15 protein-coding genes and 1 pseudogene are annotated in these 17,115 nt (G+C 71.9%); 10 read left to right on the top strand and 6 right to left on the bottom strand.

What is annotated here, in order from left to right; all coding sequences use genetic code 11:
• Together QL985_RS09970 and sepH are read right to left on the bottom strand one after the other, a co-directional pair.
• Nucleotides 1-266: pseudogene (locus QL985_RS09970) on the bottom strand (hypothetical protein); the annotation flags it as partial.
• 132 nt (nucleotides 267-398) lie between these two features.
• The gene (gene sepH / locus QL985_RS09965; protein ID WP_124109740.1) at nucleotides 399-1,772 is read right to left on the bottom strand and encodes a septation protein SepH; all 1,374 of its coding nucleotides are present in this window, start codon (nucleotides 1,770-1,772) and stop codon (nucleotides 399-401) included.
• A gap of 316 nt (nucleotides 1,773-2,088) precedes the next feature.
• On the opposite strand from sepH, the gene QL985_RS09960 reads away from it, so the two are divergent.
• The gene (locus QL985_RS09960) at nucleotides 2,089-2,388 is read left to right on the top strand and encodes a DUF4193 domain-containing protein (RefSeq protein WP_019310681.1); all 300 of its coding nucleotides are present in this window, start codon (nucleotides 2,089-2,091) and stop codon (nucleotides 2,386-2,388) included.
• 110 nt (nucleotides 2,389-2,498) lie between these two features.
• On the opposite strand, the gene QL985_RS09955 is transcribed toward QL985_RS09960, so the two are convergent.
• Nucleotides 2,499-3,161 carry a DUF3093 domain-containing protein gene (locus QL985_RS09955; protein WP_245190491.1) on the bottom strand — a complete coding sequence of 221 codons (663 nt, stop codon included), beginning with the start codon at nucleotides 3,159-3,161 and terminating at the stop codon, nucleotides 2,499-2,501.
• A gap of 307 nt (nucleotides 3,162-3,468) precedes the next feature.
• Between QL985_RS09955 and dut the strand changes: the two genes are divergently transcribed.
• The 4 genes from dut to QL985_RS09935 are packed head-to-tail and all read left to right on the top strand — an operon-like array spanning nucleotide 3,469 to nucleotide 5,801.
• Entirely contained in the window at nucleotides 3,469-3,885 is a 417-nt protein-coding gene (dut, locus tag QL985_RS09950; RefSeq protein WP_050899501.1) for a dUTP diphosphatase, read from the top strand.
• 58 nt (nucleotides 3,886-3,943) lie between these two features.
• Entirely contained in the window at nucleotides 3,944-4,717 is a 774-nt protein-coding gene (locus QL985_RS09945; RefSeq protein ID WP_019310677.1) for a DUF3710 domain-containing protein, read from the top strand.
• A gap of 2 nt (nucleotides 4,718-4,719) precedes the next feature.
• On the top strand, nucleotides 4,720-5,088 hold the full coding sequence (locus tag QL985_RS09940; RefSeq protein WP_290147769.1) for a hypothetical protein: 369 nt from the start codon (nucleotides 4,720-4,722) through the stop codon (nucleotides 5,086-5,088).
• Nucleotides 5,085-5,801, top strand: coding sequence for a DUF3159 domain-containing protein (locus QL985_RS09935; RefSeq protein WP_081477468.1), 717 nt, complete (start codon nucleotides 5,085-5,087; stop codon nucleotides 5,799-5,801). Before QL985_RS09940 ends, QL985_RS09935 begins: the two co-directional genes overlap by 4 nt.
• Here the strand turns inward: QL985_RS09935 and QL985_RS09930 are convergent.
• Nucleotides 5,707-6,465, bottom strand: coding sequence for a TrkA family potassium uptake protein (locus tag QL985_RS09930; RefSeq protein ID WP_019310674.1), 759 nt, complete (start codon nucleotides 6,463-6,465; stop codon nucleotides 5,707-5,709). The genes QL985_RS09935 and QL985_RS09930 overlap by 95 nt on opposite strands.
• On the bottom strand, nucleotides 6,465-7,184 hold the full coding sequence (locus tag QL985_RS09925; RefSeq protein WP_035885339.1) for a TrkA family potassium uptake protein: 720 nt from the start codon (nucleotides 7,182-7,184) through the stop codon (nucleotides 6,465-6,467). The genes QL985_RS09930 and QL985_RS09925 overlap by 1 nt, the downstream gene beginning before the upstream one ends.
• A gap of 64 nt (nucleotides 7,185-7,248) precedes the next feature.
• Between QL985_RS09925 and QL985_RS09920 the strand changes: the two genes are divergently transcribed.
• The 4 genes from QL985_RS09920 to dxs all read left to right on the top strand — a co-directional run bounded on the left by QL985_RS09920 (nucleotide 7,249) and on the right by dxs (nucleotide 15,870).
• Nucleotides 7,249-9,222 (top strand): APC family permease, encoded by a 1,974-nt coding sequence (locus QL985_RS09920; RefSeq protein WP_019310672.1) that lies wholly within the window; start codon nucleotides 7,249-7,251, stop codon nucleotides 9,220-9,222.
• A complete protein-coding gene (locus QL985_RS09915) occupies nucleotides 9,219-10,655 on the top strand; it encodes a TRAM domain-containing protein (RefSeq protein WP_290147767.1) in 1,437 nt (478 codons plus the stop codon). Before QL985_RS09920 ends, QL985_RS09915 begins: the two co-directional genes overlap by 4 nt.
• Nucleotides 10,656-10,821: 166 nt before the next feature.
• Nucleotides 10,822-13,629, top strand: a complete 2,808-nt coding sequence (acnA, locus tag QL985_RS09910; protein WP_101888369.1) for an aconitate hydratase AcnA — start codon at nucleotides 10,822-10,824, stop codon at nucleotides 13,627-13,629.
• Nucleotides 13,630-13,833: 204 nt separating this feature from the next.
• Complete coding sequence (dxs, locus tag QL985_RS09905; RefSeq protein WP_019310669.1) at nucleotides 13,834-15,870, top strand: 1-deoxy-D-xylulose-5-phosphate synthase; 2,037 nt, start codon at nucleotides 13,834-13,836, stop codon at nucleotides 15,868-15,870.
• A 10-nt stretch (nucleotides 15,871-15,880) separates the two neighbouring features.
• On the opposite strand, the gene QL985_RS09900 is transcribed toward dxs, so the two are convergent.
• Nucleotides 15,881-16,387: a Rieske (2Fe-2S) protein gene (locus QL985_RS09900; protein WP_101888370.1), complete on the bottom strand. Its 507-nt coding sequence runs from the start codon at nucleotides 16,385-16,387 to the stop codon at nucleotides 15,881-15,883.
• A 157-nt stretch (nucleotides 16,388-16,544) separates the two neighbouring features.
• Here QL985_RS09900 and QL985_RS09895 point away from each other — a divergent pair, with 157 nt between their 5' ends.
• A complete protein-coding gene (locus QL985_RS09895; RefSeq protein WP_101888371.1) occupies nucleotides 16,545-16,964 on the top strand; it encodes a hypothetical protein in 420 nt (139 codons plus the stop codon).
• Nucleotides 16,965-17,115: the final 151 nt, after the last annotated feature.

The raw sequence follows: 17,115 nt of genomic DNA, 5'->3' as shown, positions 1-17,115 counted from the left end.
GGAGTCGGGGTGGGGGTCTTCGTGCGCGTCGGGGGAGCGCTCGGTGTGGCGGTCTCCGTGGCGAAGTCCGCGGGAGCGGGTTCGTCCGAACCTCCCGTGAACCCCGTGAAGGCCACGGCACCGACACCGGCCAGGACGAGCAGCGCGGCCCCTCCCAGGGCCACGGGTGCCAGGTAGCGGCGAGCCCCCGAGCGGGGCGCGGAGCCCGTGCCCTCGCCCGACGGTGAGTCGTCGCCGAATAGATCGTCCTGAATGGAGTTGCTCATGCCCGATTTCCCTACGAGTTGCCCGTGTTCGCGTGCGGCCGGAGCACATTCTCCCCGTGGAACCCGACCTGCCCCCGCGACTGTACCGTGCGGCGCGGGGATGTTGCACCACGGCCGGTGGCCGTGGAGTGGTCAGGACCTGTTGGCTCCGAACACGATGTCGTCCCAGCTGGGCACGGAGGACCGTTTCGCCTTGGGAGTGCGTCCGCGCGGTCCGGGGGCCGTGGACTCGGAGTCCGCGCCGGCGTCGTGCTCGGCGGAAGCCGCCCGAGTCTCCCGAGGGTCCTCGTCCCGGCTGCTCTCCTCCGGGTCTTGCGCACCGTGACCGGCCGCATCCCGACCGGCACCTGCGGTGCGCGGGGTCAGGGTGGCCACCGCAGCGGCGTCGGCGTGGTTCTCGGGGCCCTGGGGGTCGGTGCGCCCCCGGGAGGCGTCCTGCTCCTGGGTGACCTCCACCCAGGTCTCGTCCCCGTCCAGGTGGGTGTCCTCCTCGGGCCCGGGAGCCGGCTCGGGGGAGGTGTCCGCACCGGTGGCACGGGGATCCTCGCGGTCGGGTGTGGAGTCGTCCACGATCTGGATCCCCTCACCCCGCAGTGCCCGCTCCTCGGCCACCTGCGAGGCGGCGGGCTGGATGGGGCGGTCGAACACGGGGGAGTCCTCGGGCGCGTCGATCGGCCGGGGGCGCTGCTCCACCTGGCCCATCCCGCGGCCGAGCATCTCCGCGAGCCGGTCGTCGCCGGGCTCGTCGGTGCCCAGACGGCGGCCGCGGCGGGCCTGCAGCACGTCCAGGAGGTCGTCCGCCGGGCCGGCCTCGTACTGCAGCCGGTGCACGGCGGGGCCGGGGGCCTGCACGGGCGCGGCCGGTGCCGCGGGGCCGAGCGGACCCGTCTCGCGGGGCTCTTCTCCCAGGGCCCGGGCCCAGTCGTTGTCCGGGCGCACGCTGCGCGTGGCGGGGTTGTAGCTCCACCGTGCCGGCTCGGGCGCGGGCAGGGAGTCACGCTCGGCAGGGGGGTCGAAGCTCAGCTGCACCGTCCACAGCTGGTCCTCCCGGAGCCACGCGTCCCAGTCGAAGCTGGAACGGTCCACGCCGAGTCGCGCCGCTTGGGCCTCGACCGTCTCCTGCAGGGACTTGGGCTCTCCCTCGAACACGGAGCGGTAGCCGTCGTGCGAGGGGTTGGTGCCGGAGACCTTGACCCGGCAGGCCTCGGTGACCATGTGGGAGCGCTCGGCGAGGATGGGCCACTCGTAGCGGCGCACGCGCTCCGGCTCCCACCCGGACTCGGCCACGATGTCGTCCACGCTGGCGCCCGCCCGGAACCTCGCCTGGATGTCGCGCGGACCGTAGGACGCGCCGCCGCGCCCCCGGGCCGGTGGCTTGCGCCGGGCGTACTGGATCGCCTGCCGCAACTGCTGGTCGATCTTCAGGCGGTACCGCGTGGAGTCGGGGGTCTCCACGATCAGGTGCTCGCCGTCGTCGTGCACTCCTGCCAGGCGCAACTGCTCCATGCTGTCCTTCCGTCGGGGGAGCGCTCCCCACGTCCTCCGTGGTGCGCCCCGCGCCATCTGTGCGCCAGTCTACTGGCAGGCCCGCGGGGCGCCGGGGCGGGTGCCGCACGGCCGCGTGGCGGCGATGTCGGGGCTGGTCCGGGCGCGGATCTGCCCGCCGCTGCGGCGGATCATGCCCTGTGAGAAATCTGTGTCCGGGGTGCTGGCTTTTTCAGCCCCCATGGTGCACACTCTACGCGACACGGCCCCGGGGGAGATCGTCCGGACGCCGTTGCACACAGCGATCTCGCGAAGACCGGTTGGAGCGGATAGACACATGGCCACAGACTACGACGCACCGCGCAAGCAGGACGAGGACCTCAAGGAAGACTCCATCGAGGAGCTGCAGTCCCGGCGGTCGGACCACCAGTCCGGAAGCGTTGACGAGGACGAGGCCACGGCGGCCGAGAGCTTCGAGCTGCCCGGAGCGGACCTCTCCAACGAGGAGCTCTCCGTGGTGGTCCTGCCGGCCCAGGACGACGAGTTCACGTGCGGTTCCTGCTTCCTGGTGCGCCACCGCTCGCAGCTCGCCGAGGAGCGCGGCGGCGTGAAGTACTGCTACGAGTGCCTGGGCTGAGTTCCCCGCTCGCACGATTGCCACGGGCGGTCACCCTGTCAGGGTGACCGCCCGTCGTCGTTCCCGGAGTGTCCGCCTCCGCGGGGGAGGGCCGGGGCTCAGCGCGTCCGTCAGTGGCCGGGCGCCGGTCGCTCGTTGACGGCGCGGGCGAGTTCCTCCGGGTGGCGGGTCGCGGTGAGCCAGTAGGGCGTGGGGTCCACGGGGTCGGTGATCTCGATCCGGCACAGGTCCGGGACCGACACCCGGAAGTTCATGAAGGCGCGGCCGTCCAGCTGCGGGCCGCGTGCCTCACGGGCCGCGGTTCCGCGCAGGGCCTCCGCGCGGCCCACGTAGCGCCGCTCGATGTACGCCCGTCCCACGCGCAGGTCCTCGTCCGTGAGCACGATGCTCGGCGCGCCGAGGTGCACCGCGAGACCCACGGCGACCACCAGCACCACGGCCACGACGATTCCCACGGCAATGCTGATGGGGGCCACGGCCACGAAGCCCGTGCCGCCCACGAAGGCCACGATCAGCCACATCCACCAGGACACGGTGAGCTTCTCGGAGTAGCGCACCGCGCCGTCGTGCGCGCCGCTGGTGGACGACGCCGCCCGCGCGCCGTCCGCGTCCCCGGCACGTGAAGCGGGGGGCACCTCCCGGTCCCGCGGGTCGCGCGGACCGGTGGTCGCGGTGCGGCCCGGGGTGCCCCCCGGTGCGGTGCTCCGGGTCTCGCGGGGGGTCGTGGCGTCCTGAGGGGTGTCCTCGCCGGGGACGGGGTGCTGAGAGCTCATGCCTCCACCTTGGCACACTCGTGCGCCCGGTGCCCCGCCGGGAGCCCGCGGATGGCGTGGTCGTGGCCACGCGGCCGCGGGACGGCCGGGACCGTTGCGGCGCCGTCGAAGACCCCGCGGGGCCGGGGCGGGGCGCGCCACTCGTGACCGTCGCCCGCGGCGGTGCACCCGGGGACGGGCCCGGTGGTACTGTCCCGCTGCTCCTGGGTGGGCACTGAACGCGCTCCATGGGCCCCGGGGCGGGGCGTTAGAGTGGAGGACTGTGACTGACGTGAACACCCCCGAGGACCTCCCCGTTCCGCTGCGGATGCTGGACCCGGACCTGCTCCCGCCGTCCTACGCGCGCGCGGGCGACGCAGGGGCGGACCTGCGGGCGCGCCACGACGTGGTGCTGGCGCCGGGCGAGCGGGCACTCGTGGACACAGGTGTCGCCGTGGCCGTCCCCCAGGGCCACGTGGGCCTGGTGCACCCCCGGTCCGGACTGGCCGTGAAGCACGGGATCACCGTGGTCAACGCCCCGGGCACCGTGGACAGCGGCTACCGGGGGGAGCTGAAGGTGTGCCTGCTCAACACGGACGCCCGCGAGAGCTACACGGTCCGCCGGGGCGAGCGGATCGCCCAGCTGGTGATCCAGCCGGTGGTCACGGCGCGCTTCGTGCCCTGCGACGAGCTCGACGACAGTGAGCGCGGGGAACGGGGCTTTGGCTCCTCCGGAACCCACTGACCCGCACCCGTGGCGGGGCACCACCGATTTTCTGCCCGACGACTTCCTGGAGTGATCGATGTTCGGACGTAAGAAGCGCAACAGCACCGACGCGGCGGAGAAGGCCGCCGAGGAGAACGGCGCCCCCCAGGGCGAGGAGGCGGGCGAGCCGGATCAGGACGTGACGGACCCGCGGGCGAACGGCCCGTGGGACGAGGCCGAGTTCTCGGGTGAACGTGGCGACTACCTGGACATGGGGGCGCTGCTGGTCAAGCCCATCAGCGGGGTGACCGTGCGCATGGAGGTGGACCAGCACACCAAGGTGCCGCGTGCGGTGAACCTGGACTTCCGCGACGGCTCGGTGCAGCTGCAGGCGTTCACCGCGCCGAAGACCGCGCAGCTGTGGGACGAGGTGCGGGCCGAGCTCGTGGCCGGGCTGCGCCGCGACGGCGGGAACCCGACCGTGTCCCAGGGCCCGCTCGGGCTGCAGGTCGACGCGAAGTTCCCGGGGACCACCCCGGACGGTCAGAAGGGCTACCGTCTCGCGCGCTTTGTGGGCATCGACGGCCCGCGCTGGTTCCTGCGCGCGGTGTTCACGGGCGGCGCCGCCATGCCCGGCACCACTGCGGAGGTGCTCGACGACGCCGTGCGGGCCCTCGTGGTGGTCCGCGGCCAGGATCCGCACCCGCCGCGCGACATGCTGGCCCTGACCATGCCCGAGAATGCCACGATCACCCGCGCGGACGGCCCGGGGGACACGCCACCGCAGGGCGGCGGTGAGTCCGGGGAGACGTCGTCGCGCCCGGACGTGCAGCCGCCGCGCCGCGGTCCCGAGATCACCGAGATCGGCTGACCGTGCCCGTCAACAACCCCCTCACCGGCGCGATCGACGTGCGCTCCGAGCCCGAGGCCGGGGAGCACGAGCTCACGCCCGGCACCGGGGAGCGGTGCCGGCGCCGGGCGGTGGTGGAGGGCGTGGTGGGGGAGGTCACCGTGGCGCCCGCCACCGCGCCCCCGCACTTCCGCGCCCTGCTGAAGGTGCCGCGTCCCGGCAGCGCCGTGCCGTGCGGTGTGGAGCTGCTGTGGCACGGTCAGCGCACCGTTCCGGGAGTTGCCGCCGGCACCAGGCTGCGCTGCCTCGCGGTCGTGTGCTTCCCGGACGGGGTTCCCACCATGTACAACCCTCGCTACGAGATCGTCACGCCCAAGCGGGCCGCCCGGTGACGCGGGAGCCGGGCGCAGAGCCCACTCGGGGCGACGCCGCCGGGGACCCCGACGCCTCGATGCGCCGCGCCGCACAGGAGTTCGCCGAGCGCTCGGGCCTGCGCCGCGACGAGAGCGGGCAGCTGGACGTGCTCTCGGCGATGGGCGGCTGGCGCGGCGTCGTCGAGTCGATCCTGCCGGGGCTCGTGTACCTCACGTGCGTGATCCTCGTGGGGGAGCTGTCCGTGGCCCTGACCGCGTCCCTCGCGACCGCCGCCGTGTTCACCCTCGCGCGGCTCGCGCAGCGCCAGACGGTCACCCAGGCGCTCGCCGGCCTCGTGGGCGTGGGCGTGTGCGCGCTGTTCGCACGGGTGGGCGGCCAGGCACTGGACTACTACGTCCCGGGATTCTTCATCAACGCCGCGTGGCTGCTGGGGCTCGCGCTGTCGGCGGCGGTGAAGTGGCCCCTGCTCGGGGTGCTGTACGGCTACGTGCGGGGCGAGGGCACCGCCTGGCAGTCCGATCCGGCGCGGCGGGCCGTCTACCAGCGGGCCAACGGGCTGCTCATGGCCATGTTCGCGGCCCGTCTGGTGGTCCAGCTGCCGCTGTACTTCGCCGAGAACGTGACCGCGCTCGGTGTCACGCGTCTGGTGATGGGGACCCCGCTGTACGCCGCCGCGCTGTGGCTGGCATGGCTGTCGAGCCGCCCTCGTCCAGCGCAGCCTGCAGATTGACGTCCCGGGCCGTGGTGAACATGGCCCGCAGCTGCTCCTCTCCCTCCGCGGTGGTGATGAAGAAGAGCTCGTCCCCGCCCTCCAGCAGGTCGTCCCCGGACGGGGCGATCGGCACGCCGTCGCGCAGGATGGCCACGAGGGCCACGTCCGGGGGCCACGGCACCTGGGACACGGTGCTCGCGACCACGGGGTGCTCGCGGGGGACCGTGTAGGCGGACAGCGTGGCGGCCCCGGTCTGGAAGCTCAGCAGCCGCACCACGTCCCCGATCTCCACGGCCTCCTCCACGAGGGCCGTCATGAGGCGGGGGGTGGACACGGCCACGTCCACGCCCCAGGCGTCGTCGAAGAGCCACTCGTTCTTGGGGTTGTTCACCCGGCCCACGGTGCGGGGCACCCCGAACTCGCTGCGGGCGAGCAGGGACACCACGAGGTTCGCCTTGTCGTCCCCCGTGGCGGCCACCATGACGTCCGCCTCCTCGGCCCGGGCACGCTGCAGGACGTCGAGGTCGCACGCGTCCCCCACGACCCACTGCGCACCGCGCAGGTTGGAGCGCCCGATCACCTCGGCGGTGGCGTCCACCACCACGACGTCGTGACCGTGCGAGAGCAGCTCCCGGGCGATCGAGGAACCCACGGAGCCCCCGCCCACGATGACCACGTGCATCAGTGCCGCCCCTTCCCGTCCGGGGTGGCCGCGAGCGCCACGGCCTCCATGACCTCGTCCGACGGCGGACGGGAGAGGACGCGGGCAACGCGCTCCACGTCCTCGACGCGCATCATCGCGTGCACGATGTCTCCTTGCTGGTAGCTGGTGTCGCTGGCGGGGAGGATGCCCTCCCCGAAACGGGTCACGAAGGCGATCCGCACCCCGGCGGCCTCCTCGATCCGGTCCAGGTGCAGCCCGGACCAGGAGTCGTCCAGGGGAAGCTCGCCGAGCTGCAGGCGCCCCGAGGCCTCCCGGAAGTCGCCCGTGATCGCGTGCTCGGGCAGGATCCGGCGCAGCACCTGGTCCGCGCTCCAGCGCACGCTGGCCACGGTGGGGATCCCCATGCGCTGGTAGAACTCGGCGCGGGTGGGGTCGTAGATCCGGGCCACCACGTGCTTGACCTTGAACGTCTCGCGCGCCACACGGGCCGCGATGATGTTGGAGTTGTCCCCGCTGGAGACCGCCGCGAACGCGTAGGCGTCCGCTATCCCCGCGCGCTGCAGCACGTCCCTGTCGAAGCCGTGGCCGGTGACCTTCTTGCCCGAGAAGTCGGGACGCAGCTTGCGGAACGCGCGGTCGTCCTGGTCGATCACCGCCACGGTGTGCCCGGAGTCCTCGAGGGCGTGCGCCAGGCTGATGCCCACCCTGCCCACGCCCATGATCACGAAATGCGCCATGGGGCACAGCATAGGTGCCACCACCGCGGGACAAGGACCCGCTCAGCGACTAGCGTGTTCCCACGTGTATGCGTCCCAGCTCCTCCGCCGCGCTCTCGTGGGCAAGCCCCTCCACAACGAGCGCGCCGCGGGCACGGTGCTCTCCAAGGGCACGGCCCTGCCCGTCTTCGCGTCCGACGCCCTCTCCTCGGTGGCCTACGCGCCCGACGAGATCGTCCTGACGCTCGCGCTCGCGGGCTCCTCCGCGATCGTGGTGTCCCCCTGGGTGGGGCTCGCGGTGCTGGTGGTCCTCGCCGTGGTCATCACCGCCTACCGGCAGAACGTGCGGGCCTACCCCTCGGGCGGTGCGGACTTCGAGATCGCCTCCAAGAACCTGGGGCGTCCCGCCGGTGCCGCCGTGGGTGCGGCCCTGATGGTCGACTACACGCTGGTGGTCGCGGTGTCCATGGCCGCCGCCGCGCAGTACCTCGCGGCGGTCTTCCCCGTGCTGGTGGAGCACCGCACCGCGGTCGCGGTCGTGGGGATCGCCCTGGTGGGGCTGCTGAACCTGCGCGGGCTGAAGTTCATGGGCCGGGCGTCCTCCGTGCCCACGTACGCCTTCGTGGCCGTGGTGCTGCTGCTCATCGTGGTCGGAGTGGTCCAGGACCTTGCAGGGGCACTGGACCCCGCGCCGTCGGCGGCCTACGAGGTGCTGCCCGCCGAGGGCATGGACGCGGGACTGGTGGGTCTGGCGGGCGCCATGCTCGTGCTGCGGGCCTTCTCCTCGGGCGCGGTGGCCGTGACCGGGGTGGAGACGATCACCCACTCCGTGCCCTACTTCCGCAAGCCCAAGGCGCTCAACGCCGCGCGGACCCTCGCCGTCCTCGGTGCCCTCTCCGCCGTGCTGCTGCTGGGGGTCCTGTACCTGACCCGGCGCACGGGCGTGGTGGTGGTCATGGACCCCGACCGGCAGCTGCTGATCGACGGGCACGCTCCCGCCGCGGACTTCTACCAGGTCCCCGTGCTCGCCCAGATCGCCCAGGCGGTCACCGGCGCGGACTCCGTGTGGGTCGTGGTGCTCGCGCTCGTGACCGTGGGCGTGCTGTTCATGGCGGCCAACACCGCCTACTCGGGGTTCCCGGTGCTCGCCTCCCGGCTGGCCTCCGCAGCCCTGCTGCCCCGGCAGCTGCAGAGCCGGGGGGACCGCTTCGCCTTCACCAACGGGATCGTGCTGCTGTCCGTGGTGGCGGCCGCGTTCACCCTGGTGTTCGGCGCGAACGTCAACGCGCTGATCCAGCTCTACGTGGTGGGCGCGTTCTTCGCCTTCACCCTCACCCAGGCCGGGATGGTGCGGCACTGGAACCGGCTCCGCCGCACGCGGACCTCCCGGGCCACCAATCGGCAGATCGCCGTGCGCCTCACGGTGGCCGCGGTCGCCCTGGTGGCCTGCGCCGCCGTGTTCGTGGTGATCCTCGTGACCAAGTTCGCGCAGGGGGCGTGGCTCACGATCGTGGCCATCGCCCTGACCACCCTCTTCATGCGGGCCATCGCCCACCACTACCGCGCCGTGGACGCGGAGCTGGAGGTGCACCCCGACTCCATGGTGCGCGCCCTGCCCTCCCGCGTGCACTCGATCATCGTGGTCACGTCCGTCCGCAAGCCCGTGGTGCGCGCACTGACCTACGCCCGGGCGTCCCGCCCCTCCAGCCTGGAGGCCGTGGTGGTGGACACGGACCGCACGCGCACGGAGGACATCGTGCGCAGCTGGCAGTCGCTGGAGATCCCGGTGCCCATCACCGTGCTCGCCTCGCCCTACCGGGACTCGGTGGGCCCGGTGATCGCCCACATCCGCGGGATCCGGCGCAAGTCCCCCCGGGACCTCGTGATCGTCTACCTCCCCGAGTACGTGGTGGGGCGCGGCTGGGAACGCTTCCTGCACAACCAGGCCATCCGCCCCCTGCGGACCCGGCTGCACTACGAACGCGGAGTCATGATCGCCTCCGTGCCCTGGCACCTCGAATCGGTGCGCGAACTGCAACTCACGGAGAACAGCCGATGACCGACACCCCGCACACCCTCGAGCTGCGCCTGGGCGAGGTGGCCCACGGCGGCCACGTGGTGGCCCGAACTGCCGAGGGCAGGGTGGTGTTCGTGCGGCACGGGCTGCCCGGGGAGCTGGCACGGGTGACCCTCACGGACCGGCAGCCCGACGCGTCCTTCTGGCGCGGGGACGTGGTCGAGGTCGTCGACCCCGCGCCCGGACGCCGCGAGCACCACGTGTGGTCCCGGGCCGACGCCCTGCTGGCCGCGGCCGAGGGGCGCAAGCCGGTGGGGGGAGCGGAGTTCGGCCACGCCGACCTCGCCACCCAGCGCGAGCTCAAGCGGCGCGTTCTCGCGGAGCAGCTCTTGCACCTGGCCGGCCACGAGTGGCAGGGCCGGGTGCACCCCACCAACGGGGAGACGCCCGACGGCACGGGGTGGCGGACCCGGCTGCACCTGGACGTGGCCGCGGACGGCACCCCCGGCATGCACCCGCACCGCTCCAACGAGCTGGTGACCCTCCAGGACATGCCTCTGGCCTCCGCCCCGATCCAGGCCCTGGCCCCGTGGGCCCTGCGTGTCGAGGGAGCCGAGCGCCTGGACGTCTCCGCCCCGGCGAACGGCCGGACCCCGCTGCTGCACGTGAGCCTGCGTGCGGACGCGGACGAGCGGCAGCTGGACGCGCTGCGGGCCCTGCTCGGCGAGTGGGGCTCCGCCCACGGCGTCTCCGTCACGGCGCGTTCGGCGGACCACCGCAGGGTCGCCACCTGGGCCGGAACCGGCGAGGTGCTCGAGACCCTCGAGTGGCCCGCGTCCGCGGACACCTCCGGGGAAGCCCCGCAGCCGCTGCAGTGGCGCGTGAGCCCCACGGGCTTCTGGCAGATCCACCGCGAGGCCCCGGCCGCGCTCGCCGGGACCGTGCTGGCCGGGGCCGACCTGCGCGCGGGTGACACCGTGTGGGACCTCTACAGCGGCGCCGGGCTGTTCACGGCCGTCGCGGCGCGCGCCGTGGGGGAGAGCGGCACGGTGTTCGCGGTGGAGGGCTCGCCCGTCACCTCCGCCGACGCCGCCCACAACCTCGCGCACGCCCCGCACGTGCGCAGCGTGCGCGGGGACGTGGCCCGTGTCCTGACCGGACGCGGGGGCCACCGCCAGGGCGAGCGACGACGCCGTGGCCACCGAGCGGCGTCGTCCGCCGGGACCCGGGTGCCGCGGCCCGACGTGGTCATCATGGACCCGCCGCGGGCCGGTGCCGCCAAGGAGGTGCTGGCCGCCGTGGACCAGGCCGGTCCCCGCACCATCGTGTACGTGGCGTGCGATCCGGCGGCGCTCGGACGGGATCTGGGCAGGCTCCGGAGGCGCGGGTGGAAGGTCGAGGACGTGACGGCCCTGGACCTGTATCCCAACACGCACCACGTGGAGGCCGTGGCCGTGCTGCGCCGCGACGCCTGAGCCGGTCCACGTGGACCGGACCGCCCGGGCGGGTTCCCCGGGGTGGTCATGACGGGCGCGGGACGTGGCACGGGATACACTGGCAGGGACCGTTCCCCGTGCGCGGGACACTCCGGTGCCCCGGTGCGTGGAACGCAACCGACGGTGGCGAGAGGAGTTCCACACCATGACTGTGGACAGCTTTGGAGCCAAGGGCGTTCTCAACGTCAAGGGCACCGACTACGAAATTTTCCGACTGAACGCCGTGGCGGGAGCCGAGAAGCTTCCCTACAGCCTGAAGGTCCTGCTCGAGAACCTGCTGCGCACCGAGGACGGTGCCAACGTCACGAGCAAGCACATCGAGGCCCTGGGGTCCTGGGACCCCAGTGCCCAGCCCGACACGGAGATCCAGTTCACCCCTGGTCGCGTGATCATGCAGGACTTCACCGGCGTGCCCTGCATCGTGGACCTCGCCACCATGCGCGAGGCCGTGGCGGACCTCGGGGGAGACCCTTCCCGCGTGAACCCGCTGGCACCCGCCGAGCTGGTCATCGACCACTCCGTGCAGATCGACGAGTTCGGCTCCGCCGACGCGATCGAGCGCAACATGGACATCGAGTACCAGCGCAACGGTGAGCGCTACCAGTTCCTGCGCTGGGGCCAGACCGCGTTCGACGACTTCAAGGTCGTCCCGCCCGGAATGGGCATCGTGCACCAGGTCAACATCGAGAACCTGGCGCGCGTGGTCATGACCCGTGAGGTGGACGGCACCGTGCGTGCCTACCCGGACACCTGCGTGGGCACCGACTCCCACACCACCATGGAGAACGGCATCGGCGTGCTGGGCTGGGGCGTGGGCGGCATCGAGGCCGAGGCGGCCATGCTGGGCCAGCCCATCTCCATGCTGATCCCGCGCGTGGTGGGCTTCAAGCTCACGGGCGAGATCCCCGCGGGCGCCACCGCCACGGACGTGGTGCTGACGATCACCGAAATGTTGCGCGAGCACGGCGTGGTGGGCAAGTTCGTGGAGTTCTACGGCGAGGGCGTGGCGGCCGTGCCGCTGGCCAACCGCGCCACGATCGGCAACATGTCCCCGGAGTTCGGCTCCACCGCCGCGATCTTCCCGATCGACCAGGTGACCCTGGACTACCTCAAGCTCACGGGCCGCTCCGAGGAGCAGATCGCCCTGATCGAGGCGTACACCAAGGAACAGGGCATGTGGCACGACCCCGCCAAGGAGGTCAGCTACTCCGAGTACCTGGAGCTGGACCTCTCCACGGTGGTCCCCTCCATCTCCGGACCCAAGCGCCCCCAGGACCGCATCGAGCTGTCCCGCTCCAAGGAGCAGTTCCGCGAGGACCTCGTGAACTACGTGGCGCAGGACGAGAACGTGGAGGTGGACGCCAACGTGGTCGAGTCCTTCCCGGCCTCGGACGCCCCGTCCCACGACGCCGCCGAGGAGCAGGATCCCGAGCACGAGCCGCGGGAGGCCTCCGCGGCCCAGCTGCGTGATCGTGCCGAGAAGACCGTGCCCGTCACCATGCCCGACGGCCGCGAGTTCGAGCTGGACCACGGTGCGGTGTCCATCGCCTCGATCACCTCGTGCACCAACACCTCCAACCCCTCCGTGATGATGGCGGCGGCCGTGCTGGCGCGCAACGCCACGGAGAAGGGTCTGAAGGCCAAGCCGTGGGTCAAGACCTCGATCGCCCCCGGCTCCCGCGTGGTCACCGAGTACTACGAGAAGTCCGGTCTGGTTCCCGCACTGGAGGAGCTGGGCTTCTACATCGTGGGCTACGGCTGCACCACGTGCATCGGCAACTCGGGTCCGCTCGAGTCCGAGATCTCCCAGGCCATCCAGGACAACGACCTCTCGGTCACGTCCGTGCTCTCCGGCAACCGCAACTTCGAGGGTCGCATCAACCCGGACGTGAAGATGAACTACCTGGCGTCCCCGCCGCTGGTCATCGCCTACGCCCTGGCCGGGACCATGGACTTCGACTTCGAGACGGAGCCCCTGGGCCAGGACTCGGACGGCAAGGACGTGTTCCTCAAGGACATCTGGCCGGACCCCACCGAGGTGCAGAAGATCATCGACGCGTCGATCGACACGGAGATGTTCGACCGCGAGTACGGCACGATCTTCGACGGCGACCAGCGCTGGCAGAACCTCGACACCCCCACGGGTGACGTGTTCGAGTGGGACCCCGAGTCCACCTACGTGCGCAAGCCACCGTACTTCGAGGGCATGTCCATGGAGACCACCCCGGTGGAGGACATCGAGGGCGCCCGCGTGCTGCTCAAGCTGGGCGACTCGGTCACCACGGACCACATCTCCCCGGCCGGTTCCTTCAAGTCGGACACCCCGGCGGGCAAGTACCTCACCGAGCACGGTGTGGCGCGCAAGGACTTCAACTCCTACGGCTCCCGCCGTGGCAACCACGAGGTGATGATCCGCGGCACGTTCGCGAACATCCGCATCAAGAACCAGCTCCTGGACGGGGTCGAGGGTGGCTTCACCCGCGACTTCACCCAGGACGGCGGCCCCCAGGCCGCGGTGTACGACGCCGCCATGAACTACCAGGAGGCCGGCGTGCCCCTGGTGGTGCTGGGCGGCAAGGAGTACGGCTCCGGTTCCTCGCGCGACTGGGCGGCCAAGGGCACGTCCCTGCTGGGTGTGCGCGCGGTCATCGCGCAGTCCTACGAGCGCATCCACCGCTCCAACCTGATCGGCATGGGTGTGCTGCCCCTGCAGTTCCCCGAGGGAGAGTCCGCAGACTCCCTGGGCCTGGACGGCACCGAGACCTTCTCGATCGAAGGGGTGACCGCTCTCAACGAGGGCACCACTCCCAAGACCCTGAAGGTCACCGCCGCCAAGGAGGACGGCTCCACCGTGGAGTTCGACGCCGTGCTGCGCATCGACACCCCGGGTGAGGCCGACTACTACCGCAACGGCGGCATCCTGCAGTACGTGCTGCGCCAGATCGCCAAGTAGCGCGTTCCGCACGGCACGCCCGAGCAACGGCCGGTGATCCCCTGTCCGGGGGTCCCGGCCGTTGCCGTGTGCGCTGCGCGCCACGGGGTGCGAGTAGGATCGGACGGAGCATTCGGGCGCCGCGCCCCCAACGCGACACCTCCCACCGGGCCACCGCCTGGCGGGTGCGGGGCACCGGCGCCGAGACACCACGGAGAGCAGGCAATGACCCTTCTGGAGAGCATCGCGGGACCTGAGGACCTGAAGCGGCTGGACGCCGGGCAGATGGAGCAGCTGGCGGGGGAGATCCGCGCGTTCCTGATCAGCAACGTCTCGGCCACCGGGGGGCACCTGGGGCCCAACCTGGGCGTTGTGGAACTCACGATGGCGGTGCACCGCGTCTTCTCCTCGCCCACGGACTCCGTGGTCTTCGACACCGGCCACCAGTCCTACGTGCACAAGCTGCTCACCGGGCGACAGGACTTCAGCACGCTGCGGCAGGAGGGCGGTCTGGCCGGGTACCCCTCCCGGGCGGAGTCCGAGCACGACATCGTGGAGTCCTCCCACGCGTCCTCGTCCCTGTCCTGGGCGGACGGGATCTCCCGGGGCTACGCGCTCACGGGTCAGAACGACCGGCATACGGTGGCCGTGATCGGGGACGGCGCGCTCACCGGGGGCATGGCCTGGGAGGCCGTGAACAACATCGCCTCGGACCGGGACCGCAAGGTCGTGATCGTGGTCAACGACAACGGCCGCTCCTACGCCCCCACGGTGGGCGGGTTCGCCAACCACCTCAAGGACCTGCAGGCCAGCGTGCAGCAGGGTGTGGACGCGGTGCGCACGGACCGCCGTTACGAGCAGACGCTCGAGAAGGCCAAGCACCTGCTCACGAGCTCGGGCCAGCTGGGTCAGGCGGTCTACCGGGGCCTGCACGGGATGAAGCAGGGCATCAAGGACGTGGTGGTCCAGCAGGGCATCTTCGAGGACCTCGGGATGAAGTACGTGGGTCCGGTGGACGGCCACGACCTCGCGGCCATGGAGCAGGCTCTGACCAACGCCCGCAACTTCGGCGGGCCGGTGATCGTGCACGCCATCACCGAGAAGGGTCACGGCTACCTCCCGGCGCGGCTGGACGAGAACGACCAGTTCCACTCCGTTCCGGTGATCGACCCCGAGACGGGCAAACCCACCGGCACGGCCTCCGCCCGCACGTGGACCCACGTGTTCCGGGACGAGATCGCGGCGATCGCCGACGACCGGGAGGACGTGGTGGGGATCACGGGCGCCATGCTGATCCCCATGGGGCTGCAGAAGATGCAGCTCGCGCACCCGGACCGCGTGGTGGACGTGGGGATCGCGGAGCAGCACGCCCTGACCATGGCCGCCGGCATGGCCTTCAGCGGCCTGCACCCCGTGGTGGGGCTCTACGCCACGTTCCTCAACCGCGGTTTCGACCAGCTGCTCATGGACGTGGCCCTGCACAGGGCGGGTGTCACGGTGGTGCTGGACCGCGCGGGCGTCACGGGCCCGGACGGCCCCAGCCACCACGGCATGTGGGACCTCGCACTGCTGCAGATCGTGCCCGGGCTGCACCTCGCGGCACCGCGTGACGAGGCCACGATGGTCGAGGAGCTGCGCGAGGCGGTGGCCGTGTCCGACGCACCCACCGTGGTGCGCTACCCCAAGGGCCCCGTGGGCGCCCCCCTGCCCGCGCTGGAGCGCCTGGCGGACGGTGTGGACGTGCTCGCCCGCAGCGGCGAGGGCACCGGTCCGGAGCAGGAGCACCGCGACGTGCTGATCGTGGGTGTGGGTGCCATGTGCGTCATGGCGCTGGACGTCTCCGAGCGGCTCGCCGCCCACGGCGTGTCCTCCACCGTGCTCGATCCCCGCTGGGTGCTGCCCGTGGCGGACTCCGTGGTGGAGACTGCTGCGCGCCACCGGATCGTGGTGGTCATCGAGGACGGGGTGCGCGCCGGGGGCATCGGTTCTCTCATCCGTCAGCAGATGCGGGCGCACGGCGTGGACACCGCGCTGAACGAGGTGGGCCTTCCCACGGAGTTCCTGGAGCACGCGAGCCGGGACCAGATCCTGCGGCACACGGGCCTCACCGCGCAGCGCATCGCGCAGGACACCCTGGCGTCCGTGCTGGGAACCAAGGTCCCGTACGCCCGCCCCGCCCACGACGACGCCGCACAGCCCCTGCCCGCGTCCCGCACCACGGGTGCCGGTCACCCGGCGCGGGGAGCCGGCAGCGAGCAGTGAAGCCCGGGTCTCAGCCCACGATGATGCGGCCGTTCTCGACCTTCACGGGGTAGGGGCTCAGTCCGGACTCGGCGGGTCCGCCGGTCACGTCACCGGTGGCCATGTCGAACACCGAGCTGTGGCACGGGCACACGAACTGCTTCTTGGCCGGGTTGACCATGCAGCCCTGGTGGGGGCACACGGGGGAGTACGCGGTGAAGGTGCCCTCCTGGGGGTGGCCGACCACCGCCTGGAGGCCGTCCTGGTCCACCTTCTTCCCTGAGCCTACGGGGATCTCCGAGGCGGCGCCCACGTCCGTGGGGGAGCTCGGACCAGTGGGCGATGCAGTGGACTCCGCCTGGTCCTGGCCGCCGCACGCACTCAGGGCCAGCGCACCGGCGGCGGCCACACCCGCCATGCCCACGGCGCGACGGCGCGTGGGAACCTCACCCGAGGCCTCCCGGGTGGCACCCTGCCGGTCGTCCGCGCGGTCGCCGTGGGCGGTGGGGGAATCGTGGTGCGGGGACTGCGGTGTCATGGAGCATCCTCTCTGAGCGGTTGCCTCTCATCCTAGGACGGCGCAGTGTCCGGGGCCCGTACGGCGTGGGCGGAGCATTCCACCAGATTCTGTCAGTACCATGATCACCAGCAGCGGTCCGGTCCGATCCGGTCCGCGGGAACGAGAGGGAGACACGATGATCAAGCGTCTTGCATTTGTGGCCGGTTTCGGGATCGGGTTCGTGGTCGGATCCGCGTCCGGGCGGAAGAGCTACGAGTCCCTGCGCGAGAGCGCCATCAACACCTGGAACGACCCCAAGGTCCAGGCCAAGGTGTCCGAGGGCACCGACTGGGTCAAGTCCGAGGTGCCCGTGGTGGGCGAGAAGATCGCCGAGGGCGCGCAGAAGGCCACCGGGACCGTGACCACCAAGGCGTCCGAAGGCGCCGCGGCCGTCAAGGACAAGGCCCAGGACGGCGCCGCCTCCGTCAAGGAGAAGGCCCAGCGCTCGTCCTCCAAGGACACGGACGCGAAGCTCCCGAAGCCCGCGACCACCGAGAAGGACGTGGACATGGAGCCGGCGCACCCCGCTCCGGACGCCAAGGACATGAAGAACTAACGTCCTGACGGACGGGCGACGTCTCGGCGTCACCCCGCGACGACGGCCGCGCACCTCGGTGCGCGGCCGTCGTCGTGTCCGGCTCCGGGAGTCCCGCACCGGGTCCGGCGGCCCCCGGACGGGCCGGGCCGGGGCACCCGGGCGTCGGGGC

It is taken from the genome of Kocuria sp. APC 4018, assembly GCF_030407675.1.
GTDB classification, from domain to species: Bacteria; Actinomycetota; Actinomycetes; order Actinomycetales; family Micrococcaceae; genus Kocuria; species Kocuria rhizophila.
The sequence above is the reverse complement of the archived record's forward strand: the minus strand, read 5'-3'. Positions and strand labels throughout refer to the sequence as shown.

Bases quoted from the DNA above. Each gene is read 5' to 3' on its own strand.
- dxs (WP_019310669.1), top strand. From the start codon at position 13,834: ATGACCCTTCTGGAGAGCATCGCGGGACCTGAGGACCTGAAGCGGCTG.
- dut (WP_050899501.1), top strand. From the start codon at position 3,469: ATGCTGGACCCGGACCTGCTCCCGCCGTCCTACGCGCGCGCGGGCGAC.
- acnA (WP_101888369.1), top strand. From the start codon at position 10,822: ATGACTGTGGACAGCTTTGGAGCCAAGGGCGTTCTCAACGTCAAGGGC.
- QL985_RS09900 (WP_101888370.1), bottom strand. From the start codon at position 16,387: ATGACACCGCAGTCCCCGCACCACGATTCCCCCACCGCCCACGGCGAC.
- sepH (WP_124109740.1), bottom strand. From the start codon at position 1,772: ATGGAGCAGTTGCGCCTGGCAGGAGTGCACGACGACGGCGAGCACCTG.
- QL985_RS09955 (WP_245190491.1), bottom strand. From the start codon at position 3,161: ATGAGCTCTCAGCACCCCGTCCCCGGCGAGGACACCCCTCAGGACGCC.
- QL985_RS09895 (WP_101888371.1), top strand. From the start codon at position 16,545: ATGATCAAGCGTCTTGCATTTGTGGCCGGTTTCGGGATCGGGTTCGTG.
- QL985_RS09915 (WP_290147767.1), top strand. From the start codon at position 9,219: ATGACCGACACCCCGCACACCCTCGAGCTGCGCCTGGGCGAGGTGGCC.
- QL985_RS09960 (WP_019310681.1), top strand. From the start codon at position 2,089: ATGGCCACAGACTACGACGCACCGCGCAAGCAGGACGAGGACCTCAAG.
- QL985_RS09925 (WP_035885339.1), bottom strand. From the start codon at position 7,184: ATGGCGCATTTCGTGATCATGGGCGTGGGCAGGGTGGGCATCAGCCTG.
- QL985_RS09930 (WP_019310674.1), bottom strand. From the start codon at position 6,465: ATGCACGTGGTCATCGTGGGCGGGGGCTCCGTGGGTTCCTCGATCGCC.
- QL985_RS09945 (WP_019310677.1), top strand. From the start codon at position 3,944: ATGTTCGGACGTAAGAAGCGCAACAGCACCGACGCGGCGGAGAAGGCC.